Source organism: Siminovitchia acidinfaciens (assembly GCF_003605385.1).
Lineage (GTDB): Bacteria > Bacillota > Bacilli > Bacillales > Bacillaceae_C > Siminovitchia > Siminovitchia acidinfaciens.
This window is the reverse complement of the sequence record NZ_QYTV02000001.1, coordinates 76,772-91,924: the sequence shown is the minus strand read 5'-3', so window position 1 is coordinate 91,924 and position 15,153 is coordinate 76,772. Positions and strand designations below refer to the sequence as shown.

The window sequence follows — 15,153 nt, the reverse complement described above, 5'->3', positions numbered from 1 at the left end:
TATATTAAATTATTTGGGAGGATTGATTCATAGTGGTAGTAAGAAAAAAACCGTTCGCAGCACTATTGATTGCCGCCAGTTTAGCAGTTGGGGTTCCTGCTGCCTATGCCAAGGATACAAACGCACCCCCGCCGCAAGCTCAAAAAGCTTTTGATAATAAAATTATCAAAAAGATAAGCGCCGACAATATGTATAATCACATCGCCCTTCTATCCGCAGAACCACGGGTTGCCGGAACAGAAGCGGAGTGGAATGCCGTCAAGTATATTGAAGCAGAGTTCTCTTCCTATGGTTATGAAACAGAAATTCAGCCATTCACATTTGAAAATTATTATGCTCCAAAGGTATCAGTCTCTGCAGATGGTCAAACTCTATCATCTTCCGGATTTACATACACCCCGAACGGAAACGTTACTGCCAATCTGGTACATGTGGGATTGGGAGCACCTTCTGACTTCGAAGGAAAAGACGTTACAGGAAAGATAGCTCTAATACAACGCGGGGATTTTTCCTTTGCTGAAAAAGTACTAAACGCCGCAGAAGCAGGAGCATCTGCAGTAATCATCTACAATAATGCTCCAGGTGGAATCAATGGAACATTAGGCGAACCTAGTGATGACTACGTACCGGCCGCCGCCATCTCCCAAGCTGATGGACAAAGATTGGCAGCCGCTCTGGCTGGCGGTCAGACCGTTTCCGCAACTGTCAGCATTACTGGAGGCCAAGTCGTAGAAGAAACATCCCATAATGTCATTGCTGTTAAGAAGCCGACTCAAAAGAATAAGGCAACTGACCAAATTATCGTTGTCGGAGCACACCATGATTCTGTTCCAGGAGCGCCTGGTGCAAATGACGATGCTTCCGGAGTCTCGGCCACTCTAGAATTGGCTAGAGTAATGGCAAACATGCCTACTGACACAGAAATCCGCTTTGTTACATTTGGTGCGGAGGAGCTTGGACTAATCGGCTCATACGAGTATGTCGATTCCCTCTCCCAAGGTGAGATTGATAGAATTGTCGGCATGTGGCAAATGGATATGGTTGGAAGCCGCGACGCTGGGGAGCTTGTCATGTTCACAGTTGACGGCCAGAAGAACACAGTCACCGATCTATCGGCAGCAGCTGGAGTAAGGACCGGCACACCGTTAACTTACGGTCAGGAGAGCCGAAGCGATCATGTACCGTTCCACTATGCCGGCATTCCAGCAGCCTTGTTCATCCACAATCCGGTAGAACCTTGGTACCATACGCCTGAGGATTCACTTGATAAGATCAGCAAGGAAAAACTTCAGGAAACAGCGGAAATCGTAGGTGCGGCAGTCTATCAAGTTGCACGCCCCGATACACCGGCGCTTGAAAGATCAAAAGTAGCACCTAAACCAGTTGACTATGAGAAAATGGTTGGTGGATTGCAGTAAGAAAAGCGGAAGCGCCTGCCCATCGACGTATGTGCTGGACTGAAACGAGTGAGATAAAGGAGAGTCGAAAGACGATAGTCTTTCGTTCTCGACTTATCGTAAACGAGTTGAAGGAAGCACACTAGTCGATAGGCGCTGGAGCTGGACAGTAAGAAAAGCGGAGGGCGACTTTTGCATAAAAAGAGCTTATAAAAAAACCATCAGGCCAGGAAAACAAATCGTTTTTCTTGGCCTGATTTACTTTTGCATGCCTTGCTTCCAAACTTTCAAACTGGCAATAAAAGTTCCCTATAAGCCTTATTATTAATAATTTTGATTGTAAAATTGTACTACTTTCTTCTTTATCCGCTTTCATATATAATAGAAAATGTTGAAATTATATAGAAAAGGATATGGGGTTATGATTCTTGGTTTAACTATTATATTAATTCTAGTTTTATTCTTGCCGTTTACTGTAGGTATTGTAGAAAAGAATTTGGAAGCCTTTTTATTTGTCATGGGTATTCTAGCAGCTTGGATCAGCCATGTGTTGAACGGAGAACTTTTTACCAAAGCGTTGGTGGATCCTATACATATCACGCTAGCGGTCCTTATTGCCGGTCTTTTGTTCAAGTGGTTCCAAGCATCCATTGAAAAAGGGATTCTTGGAATGAGCAAAGCCATTCCGTCTCGTCTGTTTATCGCTCTCGTTGTAATCGTTCTCGGTTTAGTTTCAAGTATCATTACAGCTATCATTGCTGCTATTGTTTTAGTAGTGATTGTAAGCGTATTGCGCCTTGATAGACAAGCAGAAATCCGCCTAGTTATCCTAGCGTGTTTCTCTATCGGATTAGGTGCAGCTTTGACTCCGATTGGCGAGCCTTTATCAACAATTGCCGTGAGTAAGTTGAACGAAGACTTCTTCTACTTGCTTGAGCTAATCGGTCCGGATGTCATTCCAGCAGTCGTTTTATTTGGTATTCTTGCTGCTATCATCGTTAATCCAAAAAGAAGCGATGAAGGACTTACAACAAGCCTGGAAGCAGAAAGCTATCCTGAGATTTTAATCCGTGCATTTAAAGTTTATCTATTCGTTATGGGTCTTACATTACTTGGTGCAGGTTTCGAGCCGTTTATTGAAAAATATTTGCTTGGACTCAGTCCGCAAGTCCTGTACTGGATCAACATGATTTCGGCCATCCTGGATAATGCGACATTGGCTGCAGCTGAAATCAGCCCTCAAATGAGTGATCCGACTCTTATCTCTATTTTACTTGGGCTCTTGATCAGTGGTGGAATGCTCATTCCAGGAAACATCCCGAACATTATTGCTGCGGGAAAATTAAATATTACAAGCCGCGAGTGGGCACGTTTTGGTGTTCCTGTGGGTTTGATTGCGATGGTTGTATACTTTATCGTAATTCTTATTTTCTACGTTTAAAAACAAGGAAAACTCCTGGGAATATGTTCCCAGGAGTTTTTTTGCGCTATTAATCAATTCTGTTGATTTCTTCTAAATCAACTAAACTTATTAAAAACAACAATAGGGATAGCAGAGCCTTCTTATTTAGAAATTTCCACTGCGAAATCCGCCAGCAGCCTTGCTCCGAACCCTGTCGCGGATTTTGGATAGTACCCGGATGCACCACTGCTCTCCATTACGCCAGCCATATCAACATGCAGCCAGTTTGCCGTCTCAGGTACAAAACGCCGAAGGAATAGTGCAGCAGTAATTGCTCCAGCTTCACCTTTTGAACTGATATTGCACAAGTCTGCGTAATCACTGTCCAGGTAACGATCATAATCATCGACCAGCGGAAGCGGCCAAACACGGTCGCCATTGCTTTCGCCAATCCGCTTCAATTGTACAGCTATTTCTTCATTACCGAAAACGCCGGCTACTTTTGAACCAAGCGCATTGACGACAGCTCCTGTAAGCGTAGCGATATCAATGATATATTCTGCTCCCAAATCTCCGGCTCGGATAATGCCGTCCGCCAAAATGAGACGCCCTTCTGCATCGGTATTTCCCACTTGAACAGTCAGTCCATTTTTATACCGGATAACCTCGGAAGGAAGCAACGAAGAATTGTCGGGCATATTTTCCACCATAGGAATGAGGGCTGTGACATTCACTTTCGCTCCCGATAGAGCCAAAAGCTTCATCGCTCCTGCGACAGCCGCCGCTCCTCCCATATCCATCCGCATATCACTGATATTGCGGCCGCTTTTCAAGCTGATGCCACCCGTATCGAACGTAACGCCTTTTCCAACAAGTGCAATGAGCGGTTTACTCTCATCTCCGCGATAAACCATCTCGACAAATGCAGGGTCATATTTGCTTCCTCGATTGACAGCCAATACCCCATGCATCTCCAATTCTTCCAATTGCTGTTTCCTGTATATGTTCACTTCCACATTTTCACTCTCAAATGCTTCCTTTAACACCTCAGGAAATGTCTCGGGGTTGAGCACATTCGGCACTTCATTCATCAGATCTCTCGAAAATGATACAGCCTGCACCCTTATCTCCCCTTCCCGAATGAATGATTCAAGATCCTTGGAACCTTCCAATCCAAGTTTGGTTTGAAACGGTGTTTTATTAGACTTATATGTAAAAAATTGATAGGAACCAAGATGCCAGCCTTCCACAAAAGCCTGTACTGCTTCTCCCTTTTCAAGTCCAGGAACACCCTTTGCCAGTTCATCAACATTCAAAGAGGCCGCATCCACTTTCCGGGAACTCAAATCCCTTGCAATCCCTCCCGCCAAATGACGGACCTCTTCATAAGTCTCCTTCTTTTCTTCCAGTGGCTTGATGACTACATAAAACTTCCCATCAATCCATACTGGATTGAAGCGGGAACTGCCGCTTTCAACATATTCCGCTATATCGGTTGCCCTTTGAATCTCTTTGCTGGCAAGGAATAAAATTTCCGCCTTCATACTTATCCACTCCCCCTTATCAAACTATCATTATTTGAATAAATCACGGATGGAATCAATCAGCTTTTGAAAAAAGTTCGATACACTGTCCCAGAATCCTTCATCGCCAACAACTTTTTCCAGCTTTCCTTTAATATCCTTGGAAATATCCTCAAGCTGTTGTTTTACTTGGCCAAAGTCAATATCCAAAGATCTCATTTTATCAAGAAGGTCTATCAGGAGCTGGCGGTCCTGCTCGCTAAGCTCAATGTTCATTTTGTTCAATTGCTCTTGAACGATTTGTTCTACGTCTTCCCTCGTTGCAGGATTTTGTTCCGCAATCATTTTCTTAATCTCTGTCAAAAGCTCGGTCACCTTTTCATCGCTCATGCCTTCTTTATCCGCAAGCTCTGTTGCCAATTCCAACTCCTCATTGGCAACCTCCATGCGATCTTTATCCAGGACTTCCCCTTTGCTCTCATAAGCCTTATAGATTCCGACAAGAGCTGAATGTCCTGTCACTTTCACAGGCGATGCCACATCGACGTTCGCATTTTCCACCCCGGCTGTCAAAAGAGCATTTGCATACATTTGATTTGTTACTTCAGTAATGTTTCCCGGAGTGACAATCGTTACTACGAGTCCGTTCCCCTTCTCTTTTAATGTGATTTTAGCAGATGAAAACATTCGGGAATTTGGATTCCCATTGATTAAACGGGCCAAATCTTGGGCAGTGACTGTTATCTCATCGACGTTCTGCGGATTATCCACCTTAAGAAGCTTTCTGGTTTCCTCTTTCTGCTCCGCTGTCAGTGTTTCACCATAAACCACAATCGGCACACCAAGCTTTTCATTAATGACATCATCAGTTTCTGCCGAAGCTTTTCCCTGTCCATAAAATAAAAAACCAATACTTAAAATACCTGCCAAAAATAATTTGCCTGTACGCTTTAACATGTTGATTGCCTCCTATGGCTTTGGAGGAAGCTTGTCTAAATAATTCACTGCTTCCTCCAATGTTTTAACCGGTACTATTTTAACGTCATATCCATATTTTTCAACTTCCGCTTTTACTTCCTTTTCGTTTGTATCATCTGGATGAATGTCCTTCGGGCAAAAGAATATATCCATTCCAGCTTTGTCAACGGCTGCGATTTTTTCAGCGATGCCGCCGATCTGACCTACATTGCCATCCTTGTCGATTGTACCTGTTCCGGCAATCTCATATCCTTTGGTCACATCCTCGCCTGCCAGCTGTCTATAGATTTCAAGTGAGAACATAAGGCCGGCGGACGGTCCGCCTATATCTCCCGCCTGAATATTGACTTTCTTGTCGGACTTCACTTCCACATATTCCTCAAGACCAATACCGATGCCTGGTTGTGATTTTTTTCCCGGCAGTGGAATCAGTTCGACCTGCTCCTCTTTCTTTTCCCCATCACGGGTGAATACGACACGTACCGAGTCCCCGGCTTTTTTTTCTTTAAAATATCCAAGCAGCTCCTCAGTTGTTACGACGCTTCTGCCGTCCACTTCAAAGATGATATCCCCTGCTTCAATAATTCCTTTTGCTTTTGATGTTTTGCTAAAATTTCTCACAATCATTCCTTCGGGGATGATTTCCACCTTTTCACCTGCCGCTTTCAACCCGGCAGTGATGGCATTCTCCTGAGAGGATTTCATCAAGTAAGTGAGCCAGCGATTATATTCCTTTTCAGACATGTCCCCTTTTACAACATGTGAGCGCTGAATATCTGTATGCGGAGCAAGAAGGCCGTATGCCAAATAATAAATATTACTTGCCTTGACAGACAGGACAGTGGTCAAATATAAATGCCCCTGTTCGGTTTTCTCACCTGCTTCGACTGTTACCTTTGAGCTCAATTCCTCCACAGACCCCGGCTGGAATAAATAATAAGGGGTGGGGATAAATAATGTGACAGCGAATATTAAGCATAGAACGATAAGTATTCTTTTTTTTCTTGTCATCTGAACGTAATGTCTCATCACTTATGTCCGATTCCTTTCTTTTGCACCCTTTAAATTAATATTTGGGTGAAATGCTTAAATATTCCCATCCATTATTGCTATTGTACTTTTGAAATGCCATCATTGTCTATGTATATAAATGAGTGTTTTACAGAAAGTGGTTGAAAAAATGAAAAAAGGATTATTAATTATTTTTATCATGGGTACCTTTGTTGTTGGAACAGCAGAACTGATCATAACAGGAATATTAGAATTGATTGCTGTAGACTTACATACAAAAGAATCACTCGTCGGGCAGCTGATTACAATATATGCCGTTTCATTTGCGATCGGCGCACCGCTTCTCGCAGGAATGACTGCCAAATATGAACGCAAAAGAGTATTATTGGTTTCACTTTTCATGTTCATCATAGGGAATCTTTTGTCAGCTTTGAGCGTTTCGTTTCTGATGCTTGCCATTGTCAGACCGCTCACCGCGTTATCCGCCGCTGCCTTTATTGTCGTAACTATGTCAACAGCTGCCAGGATGGCCGATCCGGGAAGCCAGGGGAAAATATTGGGGCTTGTCTATATGGGGTTTAGTGCCGCCAATGTTTTTGGAGTTCCGCTAGGCACTTTCATCGGTATTTCTTTGGGATGGCGATCTGCATTTTGGATGATTGTCTTGGGTTCTGTCATATGTTTTTTATTGATATTTCTCGTCTTCCCTTCCATCAAATCTGAAGGTACATCAGAAAGTCATTCGATTACCAGGCTGATAAAAAATCGGGAAGTAACCAACTTACTTGTGATCACAACTCTTTTGCTAGCTGCCCATTATATTGTTTATTCTTATATCAGCCCATTCATGACAGGCGCTGGGTATTCTTTGGAGGCTGTCAGTTTTATTTTACTTGTTGCCGGAGTGGCAGGTACAGTAGGTGCAGGTGCAGGAGGCGGCATAACAGATTGGGCGGGTTCGAAAAAAACATTGACCGCAGCCTGTATTTTATTTATCGGGAGCATGCTTTTGCTGAAAGCGAGCCTTTCAGTCCTTCTCTTTTTCGCCGCTATTGTATTTATTTGGAATTTCGTCATGTGGTCAACAAATCCGGCCCTTCAGGCAGCTTTAATCAATGTTGACCCAAGGGCTGGAGAGTTGGCTTTAAGCTTGAATATGTCTGCCTTAAACTTAGGAATTGGCTTGGGAGCATTGCTTGGCGGAGCCATTGTCCATTCCGGGCTTCTACTTGCTGCACCGCTATTGGCGGCCGGGCTGGCTGTCATTCCTTTTATTCAATTAAAATGGGTCAATCCCCATCCCGCGGCAAAGAATGTCTACCGCACAGGAGATTGACCCGACAATGTTAGTATGAGCTTTTCAAGCCCCAACAAAAGCCTCGGCGACGGCCTGCAATAAAGGGAGTCGCCGAGAACATGCACTTGATTGCTTTGGACAGCCTTGATCTTTTCCCATCCAGGCCGTTTTTTCAAAGCCTGCGGCCTGACTTTCTCTTCTTCAATACCTACCCAGACCATACAAATATGGTCCGGATTCCTTTTCGCGACTTCCTCCCAATCCGTTTGGACGTTCGCCTGTGGCTCAGTTGCAAAAATATTCGTGCCTCCTGCAAGTTGACTGATTTCAGTTAGCCAATTTGCACCACCCGGTGTAAAGACTGGCTTGGGCCACCACTCCCAGTAAATTGAGAAGTCCCCTGTTCTGTCTTTGGCCGCTAGCCGGCATCGCTGAATCTCTTCCTTGAAATGGGCAGATCTTTCTTTTCCCAATTCCGGACAGCCAAGCGACTTTCCCACTGTTTCTATATCAACTGCAATTTCCTCCAGGGAATTGGGGTTCAGAACAATATGGGGAATGTTTCGCTTGCTGAGTTCATAAATATTTTTCTCCATCCCCGGGACACTGAGAGAAGCTATGACAAGATCAGGCTGCATTGATTCGACTTTATCCATATCGATGGTCAAATCCGGCCCCACTCTTGGCAGATCTTTTATACTTTCCGGCCAATTGGAATAATCGTCTACAGCAACCAGCAGGTCTTCCTTCCCCAAATATCCGATAACCTCCGTATTGCTGGGACACAAAGAAACAATCCGCATGCCTGTAACTCCCTTCAGGCTTACTTCTCTATTTTTTCTTTCCAGTTTTCCATCGGATTAGACATGCCCTGCGTCAACGGCATATGTAGCATGTTTACATCCCGCTTTTCTCGCGGCAACGCCAGCTGGTCATACACATAGACCGATTTGCCGAGTCCAGCGGCTTTGGCATCTTCGACAGTTCCACAGTAGTAAACCTTGTCTATTCCGGAAAAATAAATGGCCGTCATGCACATCGGGCAGGGTTCCCCGCTCGCGTACATCGTATAGCCGCTTAAATCCAGCGTTTGCAGCTCCTCTTGAGCCTTCCGAATGGCAATCAATTCAGCATGGCCGCTTATATCATATTTCAGGTGCAATTCATTGATGCCCTCCGAAATAATCTCTCCGTCCTTGACAAGAACAGCCCCGAACGGCTGACCGCCTTCCTTTACCGAATCATTTGCCAACTCTACTGCTCTTTTCATAAATTGATCCAACTTTTCTCCTCCTTATTTATATACAGACTTAAATCTGATAATAACAATTTGGGAAAATAAAAAGCGTGGGCAACCGCAACCATTAGTAACGCCTAAACTGGAGCGTTCTTGATGAATGGAAAGTGTCCAGATGCTTCTAAAAATATGCATTAAAATGCTTTACATTTAGGATTTGTACACTTTTCACTGTTTTTATCGAGTTCATTGCATTGTAACGGAAGGTGACGACTCCTGCTAAAAAGGCGGAAGGTGACGTCTAGCATCAACAGACGCTTGGAGCCCCCAGCCAGACAAGGGAAAAAGCGTGTCTAGGTGAGACCCCGCAGGTAATACTGTCACGAAGAACGGCTTTTCCCCAAAGCGGACCGATTTGACGAGGAAGCTCACCGACCGCCCGCGGAAAGCGTGCGCCTGTAACGAAAATCAACAGTCTTATTAAACAAACTCTATTCGCTAAGAACCAATTCACCGAGCTTCAAAGGCTCGATATATTCACCGTTTTTGTATGCCCTCATATTCCCACCGGAAATTTCATCGATCAGGGTGATTTCATTGTTGTCACCGGCTCTGCCGAACTCCAACTTTATATCATAAAGATCGATTCCCTTTTTCTGAAGCTCGTCTTTTACAACCGCTCCGATTTCCCTTGTTAATTCCTTCAATCTTTTATATTCATCATGGCTTAAAATACCGAGCATAGCCAATGCATCTTCACTGATCGGTGGATCCTGGCGGACGTCATCCTTCAATGTCACTTCAACGAATCCATCCAACTCCTGGCCCTCTTCTGCATACATTCCGTATCTGCGAAGGAAACTTCCTACCGCGCGATAACGGCAGATCACTTCGAGGCCATTTCCGAACATCTCCGCCGGCTTAACAGTCATTGTCGCCTCTTCAATATTTGCATCAACGTAATGGGTTGGAATTCCCTTCTCTCCTAAGATTTCAAAGAAATACTTAGTTAAACGAAGCCCAGTCTGCCCTGCCCCTTCAATTGTTAAACCGACAGTATTCGCTCCTGGGTCAAACACACCGTTTTCTCCGGTAACGTCATCTTTGAATTTCAATAAGTAGTTTCCATCTTCCAATTCAAATACGGTTTTCGTTTTACCTTCATAAACCTTTTTCATGCGGCTTTCCCCCATCAGTTAATTTCGTTGTATTCATATCATATCACAATCTGACGCTAATCCATCATAAGAAATCCAAGGCGTAATCTCTGGTTTGAATGGTAATATATATGACTTTCAGATCTTTACTGATAGCCGCTCAACGTATGGAAAAACTCTTTCAAGAACTTGTGAAAAAGAAGTTCCGTCGGCATCAGTTTCCGGTTTTTCGGAATGATCATCCCTACAGTCCGGGTCACATTCTGCTCGGCAAGCGGCACCTTGACAGTTGTCCGCGGCAGGCTGTCTACAAGAGTGATTTCCGGTAGTAAGGTAACTCCAAGACCTGCCGCTACAAGGCCCTTGATCGCATCAATATCTTTCCCTTCAAAAGATACCTGTGGTTCGAATCCATAATGCCGACAAGCATTTTCAACGATATTCTGCAGTATATATCCCTTAGGGGATAAAATGAACGGATCATTTCGCAGTTCATCCAGTTGTAGATTCTCTCTTGAAGCAAGCGGATGTTTTGCATATAACAAAGCTACCAGATTCTCCACAAATAAGATTTCGCTCTTAACCCTTGTATCATTTTTAGGGACCGGGCCGAGCAGAGCCAAATCAATATCGCCCAGGACGACCTGTTCCACCAAATGCCGGTAAGAATCCTGGTGAAGCTGAATATTGACGGTCGGATGTTCTTTTCGGAAAGCCGAAATGACCGTTGGCAGCAGGGACGCGGCAAGACTGCTGGGAAAGCCGATTCGGACAGTCCCACGCTCCGGATCCAGCTGTTCTTCAATTTCCCTTTTTGCTTCGTAAATCAAGTCCATGGCAGTTTCCATCTTTTCTAAGAGCATTTTACCGACGTAGGTAAGACGGATATTCCGGCCTTCCCTGATAAATAGATCAACTCCCAGCTCCGCTTCCAGATTGACGATCTGCCTGCTGACAGCCGACTGGGCAACGTGCAGAGCTTCCGCTGCTTCCGTCATATGTTCTCTATGGGCGACTTCGATAAAATACTGGATTTGCCTTAATTCCATTAACCTGATTCCCTTCTATTTAATGTTTGGTTAGCTCCGACGGACAGGATGTCCTAGTGCAAGCGAAGCGACAGGACGTCGCTGCCTGAGCCTGCCGACGGACAGGTGTCCTAGTGCAAGCGAAGCGACAGGACCTGGCGCTTTGAGGCTGCCTGACATTAACAGTTCCAGATGGATGTGCTCCTGCGGCTAAGCATATTTAAGGAAGCGCATGTTTGCCTCATCGCAAAGCAGGATAAAGTATTCTCAGAGAGGATTCACATGATGTTGAAAGTCAGCTACTTTGTCGTAATGGCTGAGGAGTTCCTCCAACAAATTGTCGCTTAAGGGGTGCGCACCTTGGCTTTTCTAATGATTCATATCAAAAAGGCATTAAAACTATCTCATATCCGTATTGCTATAGATTAATTGTAAAGTATAAAATGAATTGTACCAAGTTTAGGACGTGGAATTTTTTTGAAAAATAAACAAAAATACTGGTGAATGGGAGTGATTGTAAATGGCAATGATTATGGAAATGGAAGCTCATAAATTGCAAACAGCCAAAAAATATATCGAAAGTGTGTACGATACAGTAAAAGAACGCAATGCGCACGAACCTGAGTTCCTCCAGGCTGTCCAGGAAATCTTCCACTCTCTTCTTCCCGTATTAGTGAAAAATCCAAAGTATATGGAAAACGGCATACTAGAAAGAATCGTAGAACCGGAACGCATGATTTCATTTCGGGTACCTTGGGTGGATGACAAAGGGAAAGTAAGAGTTAACCGTGGATTTCGCGTGCAATTCAATGGAACGCTTGGACCATTCAAGGGCGGACTTAGATTTCATCCTTCCGTTAATGCGAGCATCATCAAGTTTTTGGGTTTTGAACAGATTTTTAAAAATGCATTGACAGGCCAAGCGATTGGCGGAGGTAAAGGTGGATCTGACTTTGATCCAAAAGGAAAATCAGACGGAGAAGTCATGAGATTTACGCAAAGCTTCATGACTGAGTTGAGCAAATACATCGGCTCCGGCATTGATGTTCCTGCCGGCGACATTGGCGTTGGAGCAAGGGAAATCGGCTACCTGTTCGGTCAATACAGAAGAGTCGCTGGACATTACGACGCGGGTGTCCTTACCGGTAAAGGCATTGGCTATGGCGGCAGTCTTGGAAGAACGGAAGCAACAGGATACGGACTCGTTTATTTTGTTCATGAAATGTTGAAAGACAAAGGACTAAGCTTTGACGGAAGCACAGTTGTTATTTCCGGATCAGGGAATGTATCCATATATGCTATTGAAAAAGCGCAAGCCTATGGCGCCAAAGTTGTAGCCTGCAGTGATTCCAATGGCTATATCTATGACGAAAAAGGTATTTGCCTTGATACGTTGAAACACTTGAAGGAAGTCGAAAGAAGCAGAATTTCCGAATATGTCAACGAACACCCTCATGCCAAATATATCGAGGGCAGCGAAGGCATCTGGACGATTCCATGTGATATCGCACTTCCTTGCGCGACTCAAAATGAGCTTAATAAAAAAGCTGCCAAAACACTTGTGGCCAACGGCGTAAAAGCTGTTGGTGAAGGTGCAAACATGCCAACAACACATGATGCGGCAGAAGTTTTCCTTAAAAACGACATTCTCTATGCTCCAGGGAAAGCATCCAATGCTGGTGGTGTTGCCGTTTCAGCACTTGAAATGGCACAAAACAGCTCCCGTATTGCTTGGTCACTTGAGAAAGTCGATGCTGAACTTAAGAAAATCATGGTGGATATTTATCGAAACAGCGTGGAGGCTGCAGAAGAATACGGCGAGAGCGGCAACCTCGTTGCCGGTGCGAATATCGCTGGATTTACAAAAGTGGCAGACGCGATGATTGTTCAGGGAGTTATCTAAAAAAGCGGTTCGATCACATTTTGATCGAACCGCTTTTTATTCTCCCTTGATCAGGGTCCCCTATTTACCCCTCTGCTTTTTCCGGATGCTGCTTATAGTATTTCCGCCCAATCCAAGTTTGGATGATGAGGAAAATTCCGCCGACTGCCCAATACAACGGCAAAGCTGCAGGAGCATTCAATGAAATAAAGACAATCATGAACGGAGATATGAATGAAAATAACCTCATTTGGTTTTTCTGTGCTTCCGGCACTGTCGAAAGGGAAACCTGCGCCTGAACAAGATAAACAAGGCCGGCAATAATCGTCATGAACAAATCCGAGTGCCCCAGATTGAACCACAGAAACGTATGTGAAGCTATTTCCGTTGAACTGCGGATTGCATAATACAGTCCCATTAATATTGGCATCTGAATAAGCATTGGCAGACAGCCCATATTCAATGGATTCACTTCGTGTTTTTTATAGAGCTCCATCATTTCCATTTGAACCTTCTGCTGTTCTTCCTTTGTTTTTACCTGTTTGGAACGTTTTTGAATTTCTTCCATTTCCGGCTTCAGCTTATCCATTTTCACTTTCATTAGCTGCTGATTTTTGTATGTCTTCAGCATAAACGGCATCAAGATTAAACGTATCAGCAACGTTATTATAATCAGTGCCAAGCCGAAGTTTCCGCCGAGAACAGTTCCAATCTCATGGATGAGCCAGGCAAACGGCCGAACGAATGAGTCATAAAAAAATCCCGTCTGATTTGTTACACCAGAGCAGCCCCCAAGCATAGTAGCGGTCATGGCAAGCATCAATAAAAGAATTAATTTTCTCAAGTGCATTCACCCTTCTATTTAAATTTTTTTATTTAAATAGAAGATGCACATGCCCTTCGGTATCGTCAGGACAGACTTTCCTCCTGACCGTTTTAATAAGCAGCAGACCAATACCCGGTGCTAATCCGTCTGAAACAATAGGTATATTGAAAAGATAATCTTTACTTGAATAGTGATATTGCTTTTGTGCTCTTACAGGATGGCATAATGAAATAATCACCAAACTGAAAATCCACATAATAACGAGCGTCAGCGGAATAACCCATTCCGCAAAAGAGTCTTGTAAAATTAGTTCAATCATATTGAACACCCAATTTCTGTCGTTAATTACAGTATACTGAAAAAAGCCAAAAAGAAAAACCGGGCAAAATTGCCCAGTCTACGTCAAAGCTTTTGCTATTTCCCTGTTTAATGGTTCCCTATCCACTTCAAAGCCCATATCTTCAAGCATTTTCCAGTCCCTTGACCCCTCTTGCCCTTCCGTTGTCAAATAATCGCCGATGAAAATGGAATTGGCCGGATACAACCCGAGCGGCTGCAAACTTCGAAGATTGACTTCCCTTCCGCCTGAAATTCGGATTTCCTTTGTCGGATTGATGAAACGGAAGAGACAAAGCACTTTCAAGCAATAACGCGGATTCAGCTCGTCGGTCCCTTCAAGCGGAGTGCCGTCCACTGCATGCAGGAAGTTCACCGGAATGGAGTCCGCATCCAATACCTTCAAACTGCGCGCCATATCTATGACATCTTCCTTCGATTCTTTCATTCCAATAATGACGCCGGAGCAGGGTGAGATGCCTGACTCCTTTGCCGCTTCCACTGTATTGACCCGATCGTCATATGTATGTGAGGTTGTAATGTTTTCATGGTGACTGCTTGATGTGTTGATATTGTGATTGTATCGGTCTACCCCCGCTTCCTTCAAACGCTCTGCCTGATCGGGTTTTAAGATTCCAAGACATGCACAAACAGTCATTCCTTCATGCTTATCTTTAATTTCTTTTACTGCATCAACTACAATATCCAGCTCACGGTTCGCGGGTCCCCTGCCGCTTGCCACAATGCAATAAGTGCCTGCATTCAACTCGGCCGCACGGGTTGCACCTGCAACAATTTCCTCTTTTTTCATCATGGAATACTTTTCAATCGGTGCCTTGGAAACAATCGACTGGGCACAGTAGCCGCAGTTTTCCGGACACAAGCCCGATTTGGTATTAATGATCATATTCAATTTCACTTTGTTTCCGTAAAAATGCCTTCTCACCTTGTACACTGCATTCAAAAGAGACAACAGCTCATCATCCGGGCAATCAAGCACAGCCATGGCCTGCTCATCTGTCAACTCTCTTCCCGCAAGGGAAGCTTCTGCAATCACATCAAATAGATTCATTTTTCCT

14 protein-coding genes are annotated in these 15,153 nt (G+C 44.2%); 4 read left to right on the top strand and 10 right to left on the bottom strand.

Annotation, left to right across the window (positions count from 1 at the left end; genetic code table 11):
- Nucleotides 1-32 precede the first annotated feature (32 nt).
- Together D4T97_RS00385 and D4T97_RS00380 are read left to right on the top strand one after the other, a co-directional pair.
- A complete protein-coding gene (locus D4T97_RS00385) occupies nucleotides 33-1,418 on the top strand; it encodes a M28 family peptidase (RefSeq protein ID WP_206435513.1) in 1,386 nt (461 codons plus the stop codon).
- 400 nt (nucleotides 1,419-1,818) lie between these two features.
- Nucleotides 1,819-2,838, top strand: a complete 1,020-nt coding sequence (locus tag D4T97_RS00380; protein ID WP_126047971.1) for a DUF1646 family protein — start codon at nucleotides 1,819-1,821, stop codon at nucleotides 2,836-2,838.
- Between the two features lie 122 nt (nucleotides 2,839-2,960).
- Here the strand turns inward: D4T97_RS00380 and D4T97_RS00375 are convergent, their stop codons facing one another.
- Genes D4T97_RS00375 through D4T97_RS00365 form a run of 3 tightly spaced genes read right to left on the bottom strand, consistent with a single transcriptional unit; the run spans nucleotide 2,961 to nucleotide 6,329 of the window.
- Nucleotides 2,961-4,343, bottom strand: coding sequence for a leucyl aminopeptidase family protein (locus D4T97_RS00375; protein WP_235872112.1), 1,383 nt, complete (start codon nucleotides 4,341-4,343; stop codon nucleotides 2,961-2,963).
- A 30-nt stretch (nucleotides 4,344-4,373) separates the two neighbouring features.
- Nucleotides 4,374-5,279: a DUF1002 domain-containing protein gene (locus D4T97_RS00370; RefSeq protein ID WP_126046571.1), complete on the bottom strand. Its 906-nt coding sequence runs from the start codon at nucleotides 5,277-5,279 to the stop codon at nucleotides 4,374-4,376.
- A 12-nt stretch (nucleotides 5,280-5,291) separates the two neighbouring features.
- Nucleotides 5,292-6,329 (bottom strand): SepM family pheromone-processing serine protease, encoded by a 1,038-nt coding sequence (locus D4T97_RS00365; RefSeq protein ID WP_126047969.1) that lies wholly within the window; start codon nucleotides 6,327-6,329, stop codon nucleotides 5,292-5,294.
- A 151-nt stretch (nucleotides 6,330-6,480) separates the two neighbouring features.
- On the opposite strand from D4T97_RS00365, the gene D4T97_RS00360 reads away from it, so the two are divergent.
- Complete coding sequence (locus D4T97_RS00360) at nucleotides 6,481-7,647, top strand: MFS transporter (RefSeq protein ID WP_164525407.1); 1,167 nt, start codon at nucleotides 6,481-6,483, stop codon at nucleotides 7,645-7,647.
- On the opposite strand, the gene D4T97_RS00355 is transcribed toward D4T97_RS00360, so the two are convergent.
- The 4 genes from D4T97_RS00355 to D4T97_RS00340 all read right to left on the bottom strand — a co-directional run bounded on the left by D4T97_RS00355 (nucleotide 7,629) and on the right by D4T97_RS00340 (nucleotide 11,051).
- Entirely contained in the window at nucleotides 7,629-8,411 is a 783-nt protein-coding gene (locus tag D4T97_RS00355) for a cobalamin-binding protein (RefSeq protein ID WP_126046567.1), read from the bottom strand. The genes D4T97_RS00360 and D4T97_RS00355 overlap by 19 nt on opposite strands.
- 20 nt (nucleotides 8,412-8,431) lie before the next feature.
- Nucleotides 8,432-8,890 carry a nucleoside deaminase gene (locus D4T97_RS00350; protein ID WP_126046565.1) on the bottom strand — a complete coding sequence of 153 codons (459 nt, stop codon included), beginning with the start codon at nucleotides 8,888-8,890 and terminating at the stop codon, nucleotides 8,432-8,434.
- Between the two features lie 446 nt (nucleotides 8,891-9,336).
- Nucleotides 9,337-10,023, bottom strand: coding sequence for a phosphoribosylaminoimidazolesuccinocarboxamide synthase (locus D4T97_RS00345; protein WP_126046563.1), 687 nt, complete (start codon nucleotides 10,021-10,023; stop codon nucleotides 9,337-9,339).
- A gap of 125 nt (nucleotides 10,024-10,148) precedes the next feature.
- Nucleotides 10,149-11,051, bottom strand: coding sequence for a LysR family transcriptional regulator (locus D4T97_RS00340; protein ID WP_126046561.1), 903 nt, complete (start codon nucleotides 11,049-11,051; stop codon nucleotides 10,149-10,151).
- Between the two features lie 505 nt (nucleotides 11,052-11,556).
- On the opposite strand from D4T97_RS00340, the gene gdhA reads away from it, so the two are divergent.
- Nucleotides 11,557-12,933 (top strand): NADP-specific glutamate dehydrogenase, encoded by a 1,377-nt coding sequence (gene gdhA / locus D4T97_RS00335; RefSeq protein WP_408021586.1) that lies wholly within the window; start codon nucleotides 11,557-11,559, stop codon nucleotides 12,931-12,933.
- A gap of 64 nt (nucleotides 12,934-12,997) precedes the next feature.
- Here the strand turns inward: gdhA and yidC are convergent, their stop codons facing one another.
- The 3 genes from yidC to bioB form a co-directional block, all read right to left on the bottom strand.
- Nucleotides 12,998-13,756: a membrane protein insertase YidC gene (yidC, locus tag D4T97_RS00330; RefSeq protein ID WP_408021578.1), complete on the bottom strand. Its 759-nt coding sequence runs from the start codon at nucleotides 13,754-13,756 to the stop codon at nucleotides 12,998-13,000.
- Between the two features lie 28 nt (nucleotides 13,757-13,784).
- Nucleotides 13,785-14,057 (bottom strand): hypothetical protein, encoded by a 273-nt coding sequence (locus D4T97_RS00325; protein ID WP_126046557.1) that lies wholly within the window; start codon nucleotides 14,055-14,057, stop codon nucleotides 13,785-13,787.
- Nucleotides 14,058-14,135: 78 nt separating this feature from the next.
- The gene (bioB, locus tag D4T97_RS00320; protein WP_126047965.1) at nucleotides 14,136-15,146 is read right to left on the bottom strand and encodes a biotin synthase BioB; all 1,011 of its coding nucleotides are present in this window, start codon (nucleotides 15,144-15,146) and stop codon (nucleotides 14,136-14,138) included.
- Nucleotides 15,147-15,153 lie beyond the last annotated feature (7 nt).